Source organism: Paenibacillus solisilvae (assembly GCF_042656405.1).
In the GTDB taxonomy this organism is placed as follows: Bacteria; Bacillota; Bacilli; order Paenibacillales; family Paenibacillaceae; genus Paenibacillus_Z; species Paenibacillus_Z solisilvae.
Window position 1 is genome coordinate 94,950 of record NZ_JBHSOW010000043.1, and the last position, 19,884, is coordinate 114,833.

A 19,884-nucleotide genomic window follows, 5' to 3' on the forward strand; every position below is an offset into this window, starting at 1 on the left:
ATGAAATTGTAAATGAGGTGACAGTGATGCCAAAAATTTTACTGGCTTTTCCCGGGGGAAAGCACTAAGTTTTGACGATGAGCTATGACGATGGTCGAGCGGCAGACCGGAGACTTGTGTCCATTTTTAACCAATATGGGATTAAAGGGACATTCCACATCAATTCGGGAATGCTCGGAGAAGGCGACCGCATCGGTGAAGCGGAAATTGGCGCGCTCTACAAAGGACATGAGGTTTCTGCACATACGTTAACGCATCCTACGATCGCAAGATGCCCGAAGGAGCAGATTGTGGAAGAAATCATGGAGGACCGCAAACGGCTGGAAGGTACTATGGGATATACAGTGAGAGGCTTATCTTACCCCAACGGTTCCTTCAACAGCCGGATCAAAGAGATGCTCCCGCATCTTGGAATCGAATACGCCCGGGTCGTTCAAAGTACCGGACAATTCGGAATGCCGGACGATTGGTTCGAGTGGAAGCCTACCTGCCCCCACAAGGCGAATTTGATGAATCTCGCGGAATCTTTTGGCGAACTGCATAAAAAACAATATTTATATATGATGTATGTATGGGCCACAGCTACGAATTCGATCTGGAACAAAACTGGGAGTTCATGGAGAGCTTCTGCCGATTGATCGGCAACCGGACGGATATTTGGTATGCGACGAACCTGGAAATCGTTGATTATGTAAAAGCATTTCAACAGCTTAAGTTTTCAGCTTCCAGCAGGTTCGTATGGAACCCATCCGCCGCTTCCGTATGGCTGAGTGTGAACAACGATATCGTTGAGGTCAAGGGAGGCAGCCAGATTCTATTCGATTAGGAAGTGCCGGAAAGTACGCGCAAGTCTATTTCCGGTGCTGCAGGACCATTAACGGCAGTGATGCTGTACATCGACTCTAAAGTGCTTAAAGAAAGCAGGCCCCCCTTTGTAACGGATAATGAGGTGGCCTGCTTTTCATTATATGCGGCTATTCCGTGAACTTGGTATAATAAATAGGATATGGCCATGATGAAGGAGAGGATAACGTTGGAGAGAAGGTCTTTACTGGTGACGCCATTACCAGGATATGTTGAAGAAATCGGTCGATGGCTATGGTGTTTAGAAGATGTTCGCCATACTCTTATAGCCAGATTAACCGGAACCAGTCAAAGTATACTTGACATGAAAATAGATGGAAGACATACGATTGGCTCACTGTTATATCACATTGCATTGATTGAGGCTGATTGGTTATATGTAGAGGTTCTTGGTACTGAATTTGATCCGGATATACGTTCGTTATTCCCGCAGGAACCCCGTTCGGGAAACAATTCTTTAACTCATATTGAAGGAGAAAGTTTGGAGGAGCATGTTCACCGCCTTAATACGGTACGTGAAGTGTTTCTTTCGCACTTCCGTTCAATGGACCTAGCCGATTGGCGTAAACCAAGAGTACTTGAACACTACGAAGTCACACCTGAGTGGGTTGTCTATCACTTGATTGAACATGAATCCAATCATAGGGGACAGATTTTTCAATTGCTGAATCAATTACAGAATGATCCTGAAGTTTAGATGAAAGAGAGCTCTTTGTCCATCTTAAACGATAGGGAGCATGACTTGGAAATCATAAGTTGCTGCGGCGACTCTTGTTTTCCTGCAGAATATTAATTTTTGAAAATGACAAGGGGCTGTCCCAAATCTTAACGAAAGAGATTTGGGGGCACATCCGTAATACACTTGTGTGAACGACTTGCTGCGTGTTCGGCATTCGCGGTTTACTTCTGCACCGAACCCCACGCGTGGCGGGGCGATAGGTGTCGGCAGTCAACCGCTTGATGCATGCACATCTATACTGGATTTTTACAGCTATTTCGGGCTTTAGATGTACGAACCAGCGCTATACTGGAAATTTCCAGTTATAAATGCCGAATTGAGCTCCAAATGGTTCATTTGGGGCGATTTAGCTGTATGGAATGCAGTATAGAGACAGTCTTAATCGAATGGAAGTCTATTTAACTGTACGAATTCCAGTATAGGCTAGGGTGTAACAGGTTCGGAGGATGATCGAGCCGGAGAATGTATTTGGACAACTGAAGAACTACCGGGGATTCCGGCGGTTCCTGCTTCGCGGGTTGCCAAAAATAAGCCAAGAGGTCAGGTGGCTTTCGCTTGCCTATAGTCTGCTGAAGAAAGCAGCAATCGACCAAACGGGAAGGAGCAGAAATAACGTCTGCCCCTTCCCGGGTTTGTTTATTTACTCAACTGCAAGGGTAAACCTAACTTACTTTCGAGGGCAGCTCCTTTTTAGATAAATAACAGGAGATAGGCCCGTTTTATTTCGTCACCAGGAGATCGGCCGTCACCGCAATGTGGTCTGAAGCAATGGAGTCGATCACATCCGCTGCTCGAAACTGAACATCGTCGGTAGTGAATACATAATCGATTCGACTGTCCGGTTTAGAGACGGCACCGGTAATCGGATCCACGTACGATGAGGGAATCGTAAAGGTATCATTTTGACCGAGTTCGGCAAATACATCCTTGTATTGTGCGGTTATTTTCAATATTTCTGCACTGCCCGGCTTAGCGTTGAAATCTCCCACAAAGATGGACGTGCCTTCCTTTTTGCCTGCAATGGCAAGAATTTCCTTGATTTGCAGGTCCCGCTGCTCAGCCCGGCGATTGTCGAGGTGGGTGTTATAGAAACGGATATGCTTCCCTTTTACATTAATCACCGTTTCAAGCAAACCGCGCTGTTCCGATGGTTTTTCGGTATACGGGATGTTCGTCAGCAAATGGTTCTCCGCATGCAGAATCGGAAATTTGCTGAATACAGCCGTACCGTATTGGCGGCGGGCTTGTCCTTCTTCCAAAGGTTCTAGATCAAGATTGGCTGCGTACGCATAGTGCAGGTGGAGGCGGTCCGCCAGCCATTTGGCCTGGTCTTCAAAGCTGCTCCGATCCGACCAATGGTTATCCACTTCCTGCAGGCCGATGATGTCGGCTCCAGACTTCGCGATTATATCGGCAATTCGCTGCAAATCGAGAACGCCGTCTTTTCCTTCGGCGTGATGAATATTGTAGGACATGATTTTGATTCCCATTTCCTTGTCTTTTTTCTCCTTCGCCTCCGCAGCGACTGCCTGCCCGGCATATGTCAGTACAGGCAGAACCATCATGCACATGATCATAAGCCTAGCCAAAGATTTCTTGAACAACTTGATCATCCTCTCGTTTAGTATATTTATCTTCATGAGAGAGGATAGCAACTGAATGTTCTCGTAAGATTCACGTTATATTAATAAAGTATAAATTATGGTAAATAATAACATATAATAGACATGACTGAACATTTATTGGTGTTTGATTATCTGAAGCAGATACCTACAACCTGCATGATGCGTCTTATTTCAAAGCAGCCTTCCCTAGTTTAACCGGGAAGGCTGCTTTGACGTTCTATTATCGTGCAGCGCATAGATGAACCAGAAGTGCGGCAGGGTTCCGGTTACACTGTTTCGCTGTCGTTTGCGGTTACTTCGTTCCCGGCGTTCTGCAAAATACTGACGTTCTCGTCATAGATATGAGCCTTCATAAGCCGGCAGGTTAGTTCGACATCCTTCGCTTGCATCGCCTGCAGCAGAACTGCGTGTTCTTCGTAGATCTGATTCTGGTCTTTGTACATCGGCCCCTGAACGAAGAAATGCAGCCGGATCCGATTGACGATGCTCGACCATATATTTATGATGTTGCCGGCACGGGATGCTTGGATCAAATATTCGTGGAATGAAATGTCGTTATCCACGATCCGGGCCAAATCCTTCTGCGCGACTGCTTCCTTCATGCCCTCAACAAACCGGTTCATCTGAGCGAAATCCGCATCGTTCATCCACGAAAGTCCTGACCGGATAGCAAACAGCTCGATCGTCAGCCGTATGGGGATCAACACTTCGATAACTTCTTCTTTGGAAAATTCCGCCACAACCGTTTCCTTATACGGTGAGGAATGGAGGAGACCTTCCTGCTCCAGTGTGCGTATCGCTTCACGGATCGGTCCGCGGCTGACGCCCATTTCCTTTGAAATCGCAATTTCTCGAAGCCGGTCGCCCGGTTTCAGCTGCCCGCTTAGAATCGCATTGCGGATTTCATCCGTTACCCGGTGCCGAAGCGAGGTAGGCTTTTGCTCTTTAAAGCTGAATGTTTCCATCGTATGAACCTTTCTGGACACGGTTTTGTGAATCATTACCTGTATCATAGGCGATACCATAATTATTGTCAAAATAACAATCAGCAATAAGATTGTTGACAATCTTACAATTCAAAACTATACTCATTTTGAAAGCGCATACTAGGAATTAAACGATGCTTTACAACCAATTTATACAGTCAGGTGGCACTCTTTATGAAAATTACCGATGTTGAAGTTTTGTATCTCAAGTTACCGCAAATCGACGCCACTCGCTGCGACGGCACGCAGGACACACTGATCGTCCGGGTGCGGACCGACGAGGGGATCGACGGTATCGGTGAGATCGATTCCGTGCCCGTTGTCGCCCGTTCCGTCATTTTCGCTCCTCCATCACACGCAATCGCCACCGGGCTGAAGGACTTGCTTATCGGGGAAGATCCATTCGACGTCGAGCGACTATGGGACAAAATGTATATGGGCGCCCTTTATTACGGCCGTTCGGGTCCCGTGCTTCATGCGATGAGCGGCATCGATATCGCCCTGTGGGATATTATCGGCAAGGCCTCAGGACGTCCGGCAGCACAGATGCTTGGCGGTATTTACCGGCAGGAGATCAAGGCATACGCCAGCCTGCTCATGCCGGATACGATCGCCGAGGCCGCGAAGCTGGCCGAGACGTATATGAATCACGGCTACAAAGCGATCAAGTTCGGCTGGGGGCCGATCGGCCGGGTATCGAAGGCGTTTGACATCGAGCTGGTTCGAACCATACGTTCGGTCATTGGGGAAGAGAACGAACTGATGATCGACGTGGGTCACGTATGGGATGTGAAGCATGCGATCCGGATGGCCCAGGAGTTTGAGCGGTACGGCGTTCACTGGATGGAAGAGCCGCTGCCTCCGGATGATTTGGCCGGCTATATGCAGTTGTCTCAAGCGGCGGACATTTACATCGCAGCCGGGGAACAGGAAAGCGGAAGACGGGCATTCGACCGGCTGCTGCGCGAAGGCGGAGTCGATATATTGCAGCCCGATCTGGGACGATGCGGAGGACTGACGGAAGCGCGAAAAATTGCTTATATGGCTTACGACCATAACCGCAGGGTTGTCCCGCATGCTTTTAAAACCGGTGTTCTTGTGGCGGCAAGCACGCAATTCGTGGCCAGTATTCCCCGTGGCGATTTGATCGAATACACACGATCGGAATCCCCACTCGCGAGACATGTCGTTGCGAATCCACTTACATTCAAGGACGGATTCATACAGCTTCCCAAGGGTCCTGGTCTGGGAATCGAGCTGGATGAGAAAGTCGTGAAGAAGTACCTAGTGCATTGAACTTGATAAAAGGGACGGGACAAAGCCATTTCTCCATCTGCGATCAAATTTTCTCTGAGCAAGGTCACCGTCGACGAAGGCCTCAAGCAGATGGACCAGCAAGTAAACGAAATTCTGGTGAAACCTTAACGGGTTGGGCAGGGGTTGGTTGGCTTACTAATGCCCTAGATGCGCTCAATATATGTAGCGAGGCGGATGCTCCCAGCCGGAATGAACGAAGAACGACTTGCAGTGGCGGCGCCTTGGTAATCGGTCATATTAAAACTGGAAGCGGAGCATTTAACCCCTCTTCCAGTTTTTGCGAAACGCCGAAGGCGAACAGTGCTCAGCATTTTGGAACGCATGGCGGAACGCGTTGTAGCTCTCGAAGCCGCACTGCTCGGCCAATTCCCCTACGTTGGCATCGGTCAGCATCAGAAGCCGCTTCGCGTGGTTGATCCGCTTTTGCAGTATATATTCCTTAGGCGTATAGCCGTAATATTTCTTAAACTGCCGGATAAAATGATAGACGCTCAGTCCGGCCTCGTTAGCGCACGCTTTGATGCTGCCGATGGTCAGATAGTTGGCGTCAACGTACCTTGCGGCACGGTCGATGCCGGATGGGACCGGCTGAAAAGCTCCATTGCGATCCGCTAGCCGGGCGCACTCCATCAGCAGCCCGTAAATGAGCGAGGACTGCTCCCATTCCTGATGGGGAATTGTCGTCCGCATGCCGTCCAATACCGAGCGAAGCATGCGAACGACCGCAGCGGAATCAGCTCCGGGAACGGTGCCGAACGCGGGGAACAGCGATACCGAGCCCCCGAATAAGCGTGGCCACAGATTATCCAGATCGTTGCCGTCGAACACCAGATACAGCATCTGGCACGGGTCCTCCGGATCCGCTTTGTAAGCATGCGGATACCGCATATTGTGCAGCAAGCAGTCGCCGGGGCCGAACTTCATCCAGGCCGTCCCCTGGCGGAATGCGCCTTTTCCTTTTGTGATGAGCAGTATTTCATAGGCCGGATAGTAGTCCCGCTCAAAGAAAAAATTGCTGTGACAGGGATCGAATCCGCCTATGAGCGGATGGTAGAGGGTCGCCTTGGCAAAGGGGCTCGGCGTAGACAGCCATTCATCATGCATGCTTTGCATCCTTTTGTATAAGAGATTGGCAGTGCCAGCCAAACGGGAACATCCTGCCGGATCGTATCCTGCAGGATGTTCCGCTGTATGATGGGCTCCGCGCTTTTAATATTTCCCGGCTTCGGTCGGAACGGCCGCCGGCACGTCGAATGCCTTCGGATCATCCGTCCACGGCAGCATCCCCAGCAGCATTTGAAGCAGCCTGGTATCGGCTTTGCTCTTAAGGTCCTCGGAAGGTTCATAGCCGGGCCAAGTCCGCAGGAAGGACGGCGCGTAATTGTATATAAGCGAGCGGCGGGTTTCATCGGAGTAGTTGTTGAGCGCCGAATGGTAGGTGTACCCGTTAAAAATAACAGCCGTACCGGCTTTGACGCTCATCCGTACGTGGCCAGGCATATCTTCCTGTTTCTGTACTCTCGGCAGCTGCTCATTGGTCATATGCACACTGCCCGGAAGGAAGGCGAGGCAGCCGCCATTATCATTCACATCGGAAAGGAAATAGAAGACCTTGGCCATGAACGGGACTTTCTTTTCATTCATGAACAGTTGGCTGCCCGTATCCCGGTGCCAGTTCGTATGTGCTTCCTTTTGCGGTGGCTTGATTAGGCCGTCATTATCGATCATGACGAAGGAATCGCCGAGGATGTCACGTAAAATGGACATCATCCGCGCGTGTTCCATCAAATGAAATAGAGCATCGTCATATTCAATGACGCCGCATACCTGCTGGACGTTTGATAATTGACCGGAGGACGGATTATATCCGCCTTTGGTTTCCCACAACTTAAAGGCGTGATCCAGCCGCTCGTTATAATAATCAACCTCGCCGGTATCTAGAAAATCCTCTAGTACCAGATAGCCGTCACGTTCCCATAGAAGCTTCTGTTCAATCGTCAGGCCGTGCAGATTCATACCGTATTCCTCCTCAAATTATTGCGCTCCTATGAATAATTATAACCTGATTGATATATGAAAAGAATGCGCATTCTTGCTCGTTTTCCACCATAAGTTGCTGTGGTTATTACTAAAGGTCTGTATGAAAAAAACGCAATTGAGCTTGAAAATAAAGGAGGATAACTTTTGGACAGATTCGAGATTAAACAGGATCCGGCAATAAGCCGGTATATTCAAGGGATCGTTTGCGATCCCATCGGCTCTGTAGAGCCCGAGGTTACAAAGCAGCGGATTAACGAGCATATCATCAAATACAGCCTGTCGTTCAAGCTGGAAAATCAGACACAGCAGGATGATTGGCAGCTCTCAGTCGAACCGGCGTTCACGCCTTCTTTCCATTGGGCGCCGCATCTTACGCCTTCAGACGAACATATTATCGATCAGCACAGCTTCCGATCGCCTGCGCTGATCGCTATGGATGACCGGAAGCTGCTCATCCTTGTGCCGGATCTGGACATCATGGTCAAAGGAACGCCAGTCAGATGGTATATGGACAACGACGCTTTGCGCAACCGGCTTACCGTTGGCATGAGCGAGTACTGTGTGAAGGAGCATGTGCTGTATGAACGGGCGCCCGGCGCCAAATATCCGGCGGGAACAGTCGAAGTAGGCTTTTATTTGATGACCTTCGAAGACGCGGATGCGCTCGGCAATCCATGGCGGCCGGTGCTCAATTTCTTGTGGGAACGGTGGGGAGGACCGCTCTTTCGGTCCGGGGCACCGGAGGAACTGCCGATGGATCGGCTTGTGAGACATACATACAACTGGGCTTTCGAAAGCTGGAAGGACAGCGTATGGCAGGAGTTTGAGCTGGACGGCCGTAAGGTGGGAGCGGCTGCGTTTATCGTCAACGTGACGCAGAGTCCCAATTATCCCGGCCCTGTCAATGAGCGAGAATTCCGTTCGATCTGGAACCAGGCATGGTTCAGTTCCTTGCGTTCGGCGCAAGGCATGTTTCGCTACGGACTAGAAAACAAAGATCCCGAGATGCTCCAGCGTGCGCGCCTGACCAAGGAACTCGCCCTGGCCGCTCCGCAGCGCCATGGACTATTCCCGGCTTTAATCGCAACGGAAATGGAGCAAGTTACGGTCGATGATGTCTTGGTCAATCGCTCCAAAGGCTGGGAAACCGCGTATTGGGGCAATTCAAACCGGAATCCGGAGCATGACCGAAAGTCTGTTCGTTCAGCGCCGTATCATTTGCTTGACATGAGCTGGACTTCGCTGCTGATGTTGAGGTGGTATGAGGAATTGGAGCAGGATGAGCGGCTGCTCGAATATGCCTCGAGTTATGCGCAAGCACTGGTTAGCCTGCAGGATGAGAATGGTTTTTATCCGGCATGGCTGGATAATGAGACGCTTGCACCGCTTGACATTTTGGACGATTCTCCCGAAACGGCAATGTCGGTTACGTTTCTGCTCCATCTGCACCGGCTGACCGGTTCGGACCTCTGGCTGCAATCGGCGCTAAAAGCTGCGGATGCTCTCGCAAGGGAAATCGTTCCAACTGGACGCTGGGAGGACTTTGAGACATACTGGTCCTGCTGCCGATACGGAAGCCGGGAGCTGGTAGGGCGGAAAGTGGTGCGCAATAACATGTATAAGCAGTGCAATTTCTCCATGTTCTGGAGCGCGGAGGCATTTCTGGCCTGCTTCAGACAAACAGGAGATACCGGATATTTAAAGCTCGGGGAGCGGTGCTTGGATGAAATGCTCATGACACAAGCCTCCTGGCAGCCGCCATACATTTACGTCAGTGCACTGGGCGGCTTCGGCGTCATGAACTGTGACGGTGAGTGGAATGATGCGCGCCAAAGTCTGTTTGCCGAGCTCATCTTGGAATATGGAATAGAGCTGAGGCGGGATGAATACGTCGAAAGGGGGCTCGCTGCACTTCGGTGTGCGTTTGTCATGATGTATTGTCCGGAAAATCCGACATCACAGGCTCAGTGGGAAAAAGCACATCCGTTCTTTAACGAGAAGGATTACGGGTTTATGATGGAAAATTACGGGCACGGCGGCGTCGTGGACGATAATGGACTCGGCATTGGGGAATTTACAATATTCGATTGGGGCAACGGAGCGGCGTCGGAGAGCTATCTCCGGATAAAAGCCCATCACCGCGAGCTTCTCAATCGCTTCGGAATGATCGGCTGAGCAATGGAAGGGTAAAGAAGGATCGTAAGATGGGCCACACACACATGTTGATTTCGGTCGGTGGTGCGGTGCGAGAATTCATATTTGAAAAACGAAGCGTTACGGAAGCGGGATAAGGCAGCAGAGCCTTGCCCGCTTTTTTGCTGATATCAGATATCAGGTTTTGTTTAATGCTCCCTCTTGACATAGGATAACGATTGTCGCACTATAAATAAAGTGACTTTATTAAGTGTGTTTATTAAGTGTCTATATTAAGGAGTGAGCCAATGGAAAAAGCTAGCTCAAATTTAATGAAAGAAATAAATTTGAACAATGTACGGCGGGTCATGAAGCAGATCGGAACAGCAACAAAACCCCAACTGGCTGCAATGACTGGACTGAGTGTGGTAACAATCAATTCACTTGTAAAAGAATTGCTGGATTTCGGAGAGCTATTGGAGGATATAACCATTCCATCAACCGGAGGGAGGCCTGCTTTAACCTACCGTTTCAATTATGATTTTAGTCTTGCACTGGTTATACATGTAAACGAAAAACAAGGCAGCGATGTCGTTTTTGCATCTGTAGTTAATTTACAAGAGGAAATTCTGATGAGAGAAGAGCATGTTATACAAGTTTTCGATATTTCCCGTTTTTATGGAATGATAGATGAAATTCTTTCCCGTTTCCCTTCCATTAAGGCCATTGGAATAGGGATTCCAGGACAGTCTGTAAACGGTAAAATCGCAGTTACCAGTCATGATGAGCTTAAAGACATACGCTTGATCGAAGAGGTGCAAACCAAATTTGGGCTGCCCGTATTCTTGGAGAATGATGTGAATGCTGCCATCAGCGGATACAGCTATAGAGAACAGCTACACGTCAATCAAATCGTACTAGGCGTTTATTTTCCTGAAAAATATCCACCTGGGATGGGGATTTGCCTAGATGGAAAAATTGTAAAAGGGAAGAATGGCATGGCTGGTGAAATCAAGTTCCTTCCTATGGATATAGATTGGAAGAACCGGTTTGATTCGGAAGAGTTTTTAGAAATCGTTTGCAAAGTCATTCAGACTCTCAATGCTGTTCTTGCCCCTGATCAAATTGTGATTTATAGAGAAAATTTAGAAGAAAGTGCTTTGCTTCGTTCTTGGGAAATTTATCTATCAAATCATAACATTCCTTCATATCCTGAAATTATTTTATCGAAATCCTTTTATGAGGATTTTGAAGAAGGCATGAAATGGCTAACCTTACAGGAACTAGAACCAACAACTTTAAATTTCAAGTAAAGAGAGCATAAATAGAAAGGAATATTATTATGGCAGCTTGGTTTCTAGTTATTATTTATCTTGCATTTATCAGCTTAGGGATTCCAGACTCTCTGCTGGGGGCCGCTTGGCCGGTCATGCATCCTGAAATTAGAGCTTCATTTGAATCAGCCGGACTTTTATCCATGATAGTTTCCGCTGGAACTATATTATCAAGCCTGTTCAGCGGTACCCTTATAGAGAAATTTGGAACAGGTAAGGTTACTTTAATCAGCTGCTGCTTGACGGCAGGGGCGTTGCTAGGCTTTTCTTTTGCCCCTTCGCTGCTTTGGCTTACGATTTTGGCCATTCCTCTCGGTCTTGGGGGTGGAGCCGTCGATGCAGGACTCAATAATTATGTGGCTTCTCATTATAAGGCTCATCATATGAGTTGGTTACATTGTTTCTGGGGTATAGGTGCAACCATGGGGCCTATTATTATGTCTTATTTTATTGCGAATCATAATTCTTGGAGAGAAGGTTATTCGCAAGTTGCGATGCTCCAATTTGGCCTCGTTATCATATTGTTTGTTACGCTTCCGTTATGGAAGCGGGTTGCCGCCCTACAACAGTCTGCAGCAGTTCCAGTACAAACCGGATCAAGCAATAACGAGTTCATTCAAAACAATGAAACACGGAAGATACATCCGCTTCATATTAGCGGTGTAAAAGCTTCGCTTCTAGCATTTTTATTTTATTGCGGTGTTGAATCAACGATAGGTTTATGGGGTGCTAGTTATCTCGTAGGCGCAAGAAATGTTTCTGCCGAAACAGCTGCCAGTTGGATTTCTTTGTACTATGGCGGAATTACGGTGGGCAGGCTGATAACCGGGTTTGTGACTCTGAAAATAAACAATCGTGTTCTAATTCTCCTTGGCCAACTCACCGCACTTGCAGGCGGACTCATTCTGCTGCTGCCTTTTCCTGACGCGTTCACACTGATCGGCTTCATCCTTATTGGCTTAGGACTTGCACCTATATATCCAGGTTTGCTTCATGAAACGCCGGCCCGGTTCGGAAAAGAAAATTCAGCCAAATTGATGGGATATCAAATGGCGGTTGCATATACAGGTTCTACATTACTACCACCTATATTTGGTCTCATCGCTTCTCAAACGGGTATTGGCATGTTCCCAACAGCTGCATTAGCTTTTATCTTTTTCATGCTGTTCAGTTCAGAGAAAGTTAACCGAATATTGAAACAAAGGGCTGTGGCGTCTTGATGCTTTCCTGAATAAAAAATAGAGCCGCGCCATTCTTCCCTGAAGGCGGCAAAGAGTCGTTGGATTGGATAATTGAAAAAATATTCTGAATAATGTACATAAAAACTAGAAATTTGACCGAAGCTGTGTTAAAGTATGCTTATCAGGAAAGGAGGTGCGTCAACATTAGTACTCACATGTTGAACGCGTCCCTTACCCGGTCTGTCGTTATCTAATTATCTATTTCGGCAGAGGCGCGGGATGCGGATCAATGCAACAAATTAGCGCCACGGGTAGCCATCGTCTTCGGACGGCATAGAAGATCGCCTCATTCTGCCAATGGCAGGATGGCCGGCGGTCTTCTTGTCGTTTGTAATGAGGTTGCTGCTTGAGACGCTCCGAATGCTTATTTGGAAAAAGAGGGTAGGAGAAAGGGAGGGGGACCCACGGGACGTGAACTGCTACTCGAGGGGTGCCATTGATTCTCGTCCTATGCCCTGACCTTTCCCGGCCTGGCCGGGGGCCTCTACCGACGGCTCGTCATTGGGACGGGCGGGCATGTGGTTGGCATGCTGCGCCTACTTTCAGTAATCCGCCGTCGATCCGGGCAGCGCATATACGATCTCGGGTCAGATGACAAGAATATATATCCAAGTTAGTAAAGGGAAAATCCGCAGAAGAATTGCGGATTTTCCCTTTTGTACAGTGATAGAAATGTAGTCCTCATGTTTTATGGTCTCTAATCAAAGTGAATCATTGAGGTGTCTTCATTATTGAATAAAACGATCCAATGCTTTTTTTTAGTCATAGGAGATCCTCCCAGTACACAACAATTATCATATTGAAAAATGATCCCCCTAGGGAGGTTGACACGACACCAAATGGTGACATATAATCAAAGCGTCACTAAATGGTGTCTAATTAAGAGTTAGTCATTTGGAAAGTGCTTAGGACGATAGCCATCCTCGTGCCGGGCTTTCCGCGGCTTAAAAAATGGGTATACACCGGCATTTTCTTTGGAATGACGGGCACAGCTGCATCACATGCATTCGTGGGAGACTAAGGGGCTTATGCGTACCATATTTTTAGCCACTTAGTTGTGCAATCCTAGCTCTCGCCTCGTGGGCGCTACTTCCGAAGAGCCGCATACTTTAAGGAGGTGGTTAAACTAACGGCTGTCACTTGTTAATAATATTTAGGAGAGGGTGCTGTGAGCGAGAACAACCAGTTGCGGGATGCGTTTGACGCGATTGCAGATCCAACTAGGCGCCGACTGATTCGTCTGTTAGCAGAGGCAGAGGAGATACCGCTTCATGAATTAACGGCACAGTTTCAAATGGGCCGTACAGCGGTATCCAAGCATTTGACAATCCTTAAAGAGGCCGGACTGGTACTTGATCGAAAAGTCGGCAGAGAAACGCGATTTAGGCTAAACGCCTCTCCACTCAGAGAAATTCAAGATTGGGTGGCTTTCTACAGCAAGTTCTGGAGTGCCAATATGTTGCGCTTAAACCAACTATTAGAGGAGGAAGATGAATGAGTTTAACATTATCCTTGGATTTTCAGTATACGACATCGATCGAGAAGGCTTGGTCCGCCTTAACCGATTCAAACAAGCTTGCCAAGTGGGTCATGGAAAATGATTTTAAGCCCGTCGTAGGACACCGTTTTCAGTTTCGCACTCAGCCGTCCGAATATTGGGATGGCATTATTGACGGAGAAGTGCTTATCGTGGACGCACCAAACCGGGTGTCCTATACTTGGGCCAGCGGAGGGGAGAAGCACACGGTCACCTGGACGCTGCAGGATTTAGGGGACGGAAAGGTTAACCTTCATCTCGAACAAACCGGATTCGCCAATGCTCAAGGTCTCGAAGGCGCAAGGTATGGCTGGGGTAATTGGTTCCGCGAGTTTGAAAAGGTGTTGGAACAATAACCGCATTCGGTACTAAAACATCTCCTCCCCCAATGCTAAATTAATGGGTACGATAGTTGAACCCTGCTTGACCAGAATCAACATAAACCGGCTGCATGTAGTCTGCAGCCGGTTTATGTCTACTTCGGACAATCTGACAAGTTCTTGTCGTTTAGGGTCAAGTTCGCAAGAAGTGCAAATGGATAAAGCTAGTATGTGATCGCCCTATTGTCTAAGCCTTATTTATGCCGAAGAGGTGGATAACTTGCAAAGGTATCCTTTACAAAGTCCGGTGTTCAGTTCCCATTATTATTTAATCGATTGAAGAATGGAGAGTATGAGGGGGGCAGCCATCTCTAATCATCAAATTGTAATTTACGGACACACCCTGAATATTCGAGAAAAGCTACCGGTTCACCTCCCTGGTTAGAACTATAACAGGTGCAAGTTCGGGCTGCCCGACTTTCTATGCACGATGAATGGTACAATGTGAATATAAGTAGAAATTAACATTATCGGAAGGATGTTAAGCATGAGCGAATCTAATCAGGAGTATATCGTAATCTCTGGTGCGAGGGAAAACAATCTCAAGAACGTATCCTTGCGCATTCCCAAGCGGAAGATCACGATCTTCACCGGGGTATCCGGATCCGGCAAGTCATCGATCGTTTTCGATACCATCGCCGCCGAATCCCAGCGTCTGCTGAACGAAAACTTCAGCATGTTCGTTCGCAACTTTCTGCCGCGTTTTCCGCAACCGGATGCAGACGCGATCGAGAACCTGAGCATGGCTGTTATTGTAGATCAGAAGCGGCTGGGCGGCGGTTCCCATTCTACGATGGGCACGATTACCGATATCTCTCCCATTCTCCGTCTTCTCTTCTCCCGAGTGGGTCAGCCCTATGTTGGACAAGCGTACATGTTCTCGTTTAACGATCCGCAAGGCATGTGTCCCGAGTGCAACGGGATCGGTCGCAGGCTGGGCGTCGACATGAGCAAGGTGCTGGACAAGTCAAGGTCGTTGAATGAAGGGGCAATCATGCTGCCGGACTATACGGTGAACAGCTGGGATTGGAACATGATCGTGCAGTCGGGGTCCTTCGATCCCGACAAGAAGCTGAGCGATTATTCGGACGAGGAGCTGGAGCAACTGCTGCACGGAAAGGCGAAGAAAGTGGAGGTGCAGTTCGCCGGGAAGGCAGTGAATATTACAGTGGAAGGCATCATCGAGAAGTTCACCAACAAGTACATCAAGCGGGATGTGAAGACGATGTCCGAGCGCACACAACGAGCTGTTGCGCCGTACATCTCCGAGGGTCCCTGCTCCAGCTGCCGAGGCGCGAGACTCAGTCAGGCCGCGCTCAATTGCAGAATCAATGGACACAACATTGCGGAGCTGTCCTCCATGGAGGTCGGACAGCTCATCCGCGTCATTCGGGAGATTGACGATCCTGTCGCCGTGCCGGTCGTCAAGTCGCTGACGGAGCGGTTGCAGCATCTCGTGGATATCGGACTTGACTACTTGACGCTGGACCGTGAGACGGATACATTGTCCGGCGGCGAGTCGCAGCGCGTCAAGATGGTGAAGCACCTGAGCGGCAGTCTGGTGGATGTCACTTACATCTTCGATGAGCCCAGCGTTGGCTTGCACCCCCGTGATGTACACCGCTTAAATGGATTGCTACAGAAGCTGCGCGACAAGGGCAATACCGTGATTGTGGTCGAGCATGATCCCGATGTGATCACGTTGGCGGATCATATCGTCGACGTCGGGCCTTACGCCGGCAGCCGCGGCGGTACCATCGTGTATGAAGGAAGCTTCCAAGGCTTGCTGGAGGCAGGTACACTGACAGGCACCCATATGAAGCGGCCGCTCCAACTGAAGCACGATTACAGGCAGCCATCCGGCAAGCTGTCCATCAAGGATGCCCTACTTCACAACCTGCGGAACGTGAGTGTAGATATTCCAACCGGAGTGCTGACAGTAGTTACGGGTGTCGCCGGCTCGGGCAAGAGTACGCTGATTAACGAAGTATTCCTCAGCCAGCATCCGGATGCGATCGTCATCGACCAATCGGCGATAGGCGTGTCAACACGCTCGAATCCCGCGACCTACACGGGCATTATGGATGATGTGCGCAAGGCGTTTGCTTCCGCGAACAAGGTCAATCAAGGCTTGTTCAGTTTCAACTCCAAGGGGGCTTGCGAGAACTGCCAAGGGCTGGGTGTTGTGTATACAGACCTTGCATTCCTTGACAGCGTGAAGCTGCCATGCGAAGTATGCGGAGGTAGACGGTTCAAGGAAGAGGTGCTCACGTACAAGCTGAACGGCAAGTCAATTGCAGAAGTGCTGGAGATGACTGTGGAGCAGGCATTGGATTTTTTTCAGCTAAAAGAGGTTGTGCGCAAGCTCCAGGCGATGAGTGATGTGGGGCTGAACTATATTACACTCGGCCAGCCGCTCAGCACGCTCTCGGGCGGGGAATGCCAGCGCATCAAGCTCGCAAGCGAGCTGCATAAGAAGGGAAGCATCTACGTGATGGACGAGCCGACGACCGGCCTACATATGTCAGATATCGGTCACCTTCTGGGGATCATGAACCGCCTCGTGGATGCAGGCAATACGGTGATCGTCATCGAGCACAACCTCGATGTAATCAGCCAAGCGGATTGGATTATCGATATGGGACCGGACGGAGGCAGCAAGGGCGGTCAAGTGGTGTTCGAGGGCACACCTCCGCAGATCATCCATGCGGAGCAGTCGATCACGGGAAGATACTTGATGTAATCACTTTAGTAATGTATGGGATTCATTTGTTTTCCATAGAGAATGAACGATATATTAGGCCGTTCTGCAGCCGGAAGAGAAAATTCAGTGAGGATAGCCGCGCTTAGCGGGAAATCAAAAAAGAACCTGGATAGTTTTATCAGGTTCTTTTATATTGCATATAAACAGACACGATGATATAATCAGATTACATCTCTGAAAGTTACATGGACATAAGTAACTCACCTTACAAATTAATTGTACCACGCCGGTAAACTCTTGTCAAATGTTTTTTCTCAATTTAATGGTTAGGAGAGATGTTGAGTGAGTTCTTTGGTTCTCGGTTTTCAGGAAATGGAAAAAACGCAGCTTTTGCTCGTTGGCGGAAAAGGGGTAAATTTAGGGGAATTATCAAAAATTGAAGGAATACAAGTACCAGAAGGATTTTGTGTTACTACAGTGGGATATCAAAAAGCCATCGAACAAAACGAAACGTATCATGCTTTGTTGGATCGACTAACAATGCTAAAAGTAGAAGATCGAGATCAAATTGGTGAAATCAGCAGGAAGATTCGACAAATCATTATGGAAGTAGAAATTCCTTCCGATGTTGTGAAAGCAGTTACTCACTATCTCTCCCAGTTTGGTGATGAACATGCTTATGCAGTGCGTTCTAGTGCGACTGCTGAAGATTTACCACATGCCTCTTTTGCTGGTCAACAAGACACCTATTTAAATATCATCGGCAAAGAAGCAATCTTGCATCATATCAGCAAATGTTGGGCTTCCCTATTTACGGATCGCGCGGTAATCTACCGTATGCAAAATGGATTTGACCACAGTCAAGTTTATTTATCCGTTATCGTTCAAAGGATGGTTTTCCCACAGGCTTCGGGTATTTTATTTACCGCTGATCCAATTACTTCTAACCGAAAGTCGCTATCAATCGATGCCAGTTTTGGACTTGGAGAAGCGCTGGTTTCTGGCTTGGTATCTGCCGATTGTTATCAAGTACAGGAAGGGGAAATCGTCAATAAGAGGATAGCAACCAAACAATTGGCTATCTATGGACTAAAAGAAGGCGGAACTGAAACCCAGCAGATCGATCCTGATCAACAAAAGACGCAAACCCTTACTGAACAACAAATTTTACAACTGGCACGCATCGGAAGACAGATCGAAGCTTATTTTGGCTGCCCGCAAGATATCGAATGGTGTTTGGTGGATGATTCATTTTATATTGTCCAGAGTCGGCCAATCACGACTTTATACCCTATCCCTGAAGCGAATGATCAAGAAAATCACGTTTACGTATCTGTCGGTCACCAACAAATGATGACCGATACCATGAAACCACTGGGATTGTCTTTTTTCCTGCTAACGACTCGTGCACCAATGCGTAAAGCTGGTGGAAGGTTGTTTGTTGATATTACACATAATCTAGCTTCACCTGACAGCAGAGAAAATTTATTAAATGCCATGGGACAACACGATCCGCTCCTAAAAGACGCACTTATGACCATAATAGAGCGAGGAGATTTTATAAAATCGTTACCAAATGATAAAAAAGAACAGAGCCTTGGTAAAAGCAATAAAGGTATGTCGTCTGCGGGTTTTCAAGCACAAATCGAAAACGATCCGACCATCGTTTCAGATTTGATTAAGCGTAGTCAAACATCGATAGAAGAGTTGAAACAAAACATCCGAACGAAATCAGGATCGGATTTGTTTGATTTTATCCTGGAAGATATCCAGCAATTAAAGAAGATCTTATTTGACCCACAAAGTTCGGCTGTGTTTATGGCTGCTATGGATGCTTCATCATGGATCAATGAAAACATGAAGAAATGGTTGGGTGAAAAAAACGCAGCAGATACGCTTTCTCAATCTGTACCAAACAATATTACTTCGGAAATGGGATTGGCGCTATTGGATGTTGCAGATGTGATTCGTCCTTATCCGGAAGTCATTGATTATTTAAAACATGTAAAAGAGGATCATTTTTTGGATGAACTGCTTAAGTTTGAGGGCGGACAGGAAACCCAAGACGCTATCCATGCTTATCTCGACAAATACGGAATGCGCTGTGCCGGAGAAATCGATATTACCAGAACGCGTTGGAGCGAGAAACCAATTACCCTTGTCCCGTTGATTCTGAATAACATCAAATCCTTTGAGCCTCATGCAAGCAATTGGAAATTTGAGCAAGGGCGACAGGAAGCTTTGAAAAAAGAACAAGAGTTATTAGAGCGATTGAAGCAATTGCCGGATGGCGAACAAAAAGCCAAAGAAACAAAACGAATGATCGACCTAATCCGGAATTTCATCGGTTATCGTGAATATCCAAAATACGGCATGATTAATCGCTACTTCGTTTATAAGCAGGCTTTACTGAAAGAAGCCGAACAACTCGTACAAGCGGGCGTTATTCATGAAAAAGAAGATATATACGATCTCACTTTTGAAGAACTTCACGAAGTCGTACGCACAAACAAACTTGATTATCAGATCATCAACAAACGAAAAAATGATTACAAATTTTTCGAAAAACTAACTCCCCCACGTGTTATCACGTCTGATGGTGAAATCATTGCAGGTGAGTACAAACGAGAAAATCTCCCAGCCGAAGCTATTGTAGGTCTTCCTGTTTCTTCCGGAGTTATAGAGGGACGAGCACGTGTCATCTTAAACATGGAAGATGCTGATCTAGAAGATGGAGATATATTAGTCACCTCATATACTGACCCTAGCTGGACACCATTGTTTGTATCCATAAAAGGCCTAGTCACCGAAGTTGGTGGACTGATGACCCATGGAGCAGTTATCGCACGTGAATATGGCTTACCAGCAGTTGTCGGAGTGGAGAATGCTACCAAACTGTTAAAAGATGGGCAACGAATTCGCGTGCATGGAACAGAAGGGTATATCGAAATATTGTAATGGCTGACGTCAAGTAAGAGTCTCAG

The 19,884-nt window shown here is 47.8% G+C and carries 14 protein-coding genes and 2 pseudogenes; 12 read left to right on the forward strand and 4 right to left on the reverse strand.

Features of this window, described 5'->3' with window-relative positions:
* The first annotated feature begins 77 nt into the window (after positions 1 to 77).
* The 3 genes and pseudogenes from ACFPYJ_RS12740 to ACFPYJ_RS33195 all read left to right on the forward strand — a co-directional run.
* Positions 78 to 826: pseudogene (locus tag ACFPYJ_RS12740) on the forward strand (polysaccharide deacetylase family protein).
* 207 nt (positions 827 to 1,033) lie between these two features.
* Positions 1,034 to 1,561 carry a DinB family protein gene (locus ACFPYJ_RS12745; protein WP_379188522.1) on the forward strand — a complete coding sequence of 176 codons (528 nt, stop codon included), beginning with the start codon at positions 1,034 to 1,036 and terminating at the stop codon, positions 1,559 to 1,561.
* Between the two features lie 479 nt (positions 1,562 to 2,040).
* A pseudogene (locus tag ACFPYJ_RS33195) lies at positions 2,041 to 2,187 on the forward strand (transposase); the annotation flags it as partial.
* 135 nt (positions 2,188 to 2,322) lie between these two features.
* Here ACFPYJ_RS33195 and ACFPYJ_RS12755 read toward each other — a convergent pair.
* Positions 2,323 to 3,207, reverse strand: a complete 885-nt coding sequence (locus tag ACFPYJ_RS12755) for an endonuclease/exonuclease/phosphatase family protein (protein WP_379188524.1) — start codon at positions 3,205 to 3,207, stop codon at positions 2,323 to 2,325.
* A 287-nt stretch (positions 3,208 to 3,494) separates the two neighbouring features.
* The gene (locus ACFPYJ_RS12760) at positions 3,495 to 4,193 is read right to left on the reverse strand and encodes a GntR family transcriptional regulator (protein WP_379188525.1); all 699 of its coding nucleotides are present in this window, start codon (positions 4,191 to 4,193) and stop codon (positions 3,495 to 3,497) included.
* Between the two features lie 195 nt (positions 4,194 to 4,388).
* Between ACFPYJ_RS12760 and ACFPYJ_RS12765 the strand changes: the two genes are divergently transcribed.
* On the forward strand, positions 4,389 to 5,510 hold the full coding sequence (locus ACFPYJ_RS12765) for a mandelate racemase/muconate lactonizing enzyme family protein (RefSeq protein WP_379188526.1): 1,122 nt from the start codon (positions 4,389 to 4,391) through the stop codon (positions 5,508 to 5,510).
* 279 nt (positions 5,511 to 5,789) lie between these two features.
* Here the strand turns inward: ACFPYJ_RS12765 and ACFPYJ_RS12770 are convergent, their stop codons facing one another.
* Entirely contained in the window at positions 5,790 to 6,635 is an 846-nt protein-coding gene (locus tag ACFPYJ_RS12770; protein WP_379188527.1) for an AraC family transcriptional regulator, read from the reverse strand.
* Positions 6,636 to 6,740: 105 nt separating this feature from the next.
* Positions 6,741 to 7,547: a phytanoyl-CoA dioxygenase family protein gene (locus tag ACFPYJ_RS12775; RefSeq protein WP_379188528.1), complete on the reverse strand. Its 807-nt coding sequence runs from the start codon at positions 7,545 to 7,547 to the stop codon at positions 6,741 to 6,743.
* A gap of 168 nt (positions 7,548 to 7,715) precedes the next feature.
* Here ACFPYJ_RS12775 and ACFPYJ_RS12780 point away from each other — a divergent pair, with 168 nt between their 5' ends.
* The 8 genes from ACFPYJ_RS12780 to ppsA all read left to right on the forward strand — a co-directional run bounded on the left by ACFPYJ_RS12780 (position 7,716) and on the right by ppsA (position 19,858).
* A complete protein-coding gene (locus tag ACFPYJ_RS12780) occupies positions 7,716 to 9,746 on the forward strand; it encodes a hypothetical protein (RefSeq protein WP_379188529.1) in 2,031 nt (676 codons plus the stop codon).
* A 266-nt stretch (positions 9,747 to 10,012) separates the two neighbouring features.
* The gene (locus ACFPYJ_RS12785) at positions 10,013 to 11,017 is read left to right on the forward strand and encodes an ROK family protein (protein WP_379188530.1); all 1,005 of its coding nucleotides are present in this window, start codon (positions 10,013 to 10,015) and stop codon (positions 11,015 to 11,017) included.
* A 29-nt stretch (positions 11,018 to 11,046) separates the two neighbouring features.
* Positions 11,047 to 12,258, forward strand: a complete 1,212-nt coding sequence (locus tag ACFPYJ_RS12790; protein WP_379188531.1) for an MFS transporter — start codon at positions 11,047 to 11,049, stop codon at positions 12,256 to 12,258.
* A 946-nt stretch (positions 12,259 to 13,204) separates the two neighbouring features.
* Positions 13,205 to 13,300 (forward strand): hypothetical protein, encoded by a 96-nt coding sequence (locus ACFPYJ_RS12795; protein WP_379188532.1) that lies wholly within the window; start codon positions 13,205 to 13,207, stop codon positions 13,298 to 13,300.
* 147 nt (positions 13,301 to 13,447) lie between these two features.
* Positions 13,448 to 13,777, forward strand: a complete 330-nt coding sequence (locus ACFPYJ_RS12800; RefSeq protein WP_379188533.1) for an ArsR/SmtB family transcription factor — start codon at positions 13,448 to 13,450, stop codon at positions 13,775 to 13,777.
* Positions 13,774 to 14,172 (forward strand): SRPBCC family protein, encoded by a 399-nt coding sequence (locus ACFPYJ_RS12805; RefSeq protein WP_379188534.1) that lies wholly within the window; start codon positions 13,774 to 13,776, stop codon positions 14,170 to 14,172. Before ACFPYJ_RS12800 ends, ACFPYJ_RS12805 begins: the two co-directional genes overlap by 4 nt.
* Before the next feature lie 511 nt (positions 14,173 to 14,683).
* Entirely contained in the window at positions 14,684 to 16,939 is a 2,256-nt protein-coding gene (locus ACFPYJ_RS12810; RefSeq protein WP_379188535.1) for an ATP-binding cassette domain-containing protein, read from the forward strand.
* A 303-nt stretch (positions 16,940 to 17,242) separates the two neighbouring features.
* A complete protein-coding gene (gene ppsA, locus ACFPYJ_RS12815; RefSeq protein ID WP_379188536.1) occupies positions 17,243 to 19,858 on the forward strand; it encodes a phosphoenolpyruvate synthase in 2,616 nt (871 codons plus the stop codon).
* The last annotated feature ends 26 nt before the right edge of the window (positions 19,859 to 19,884 follow it).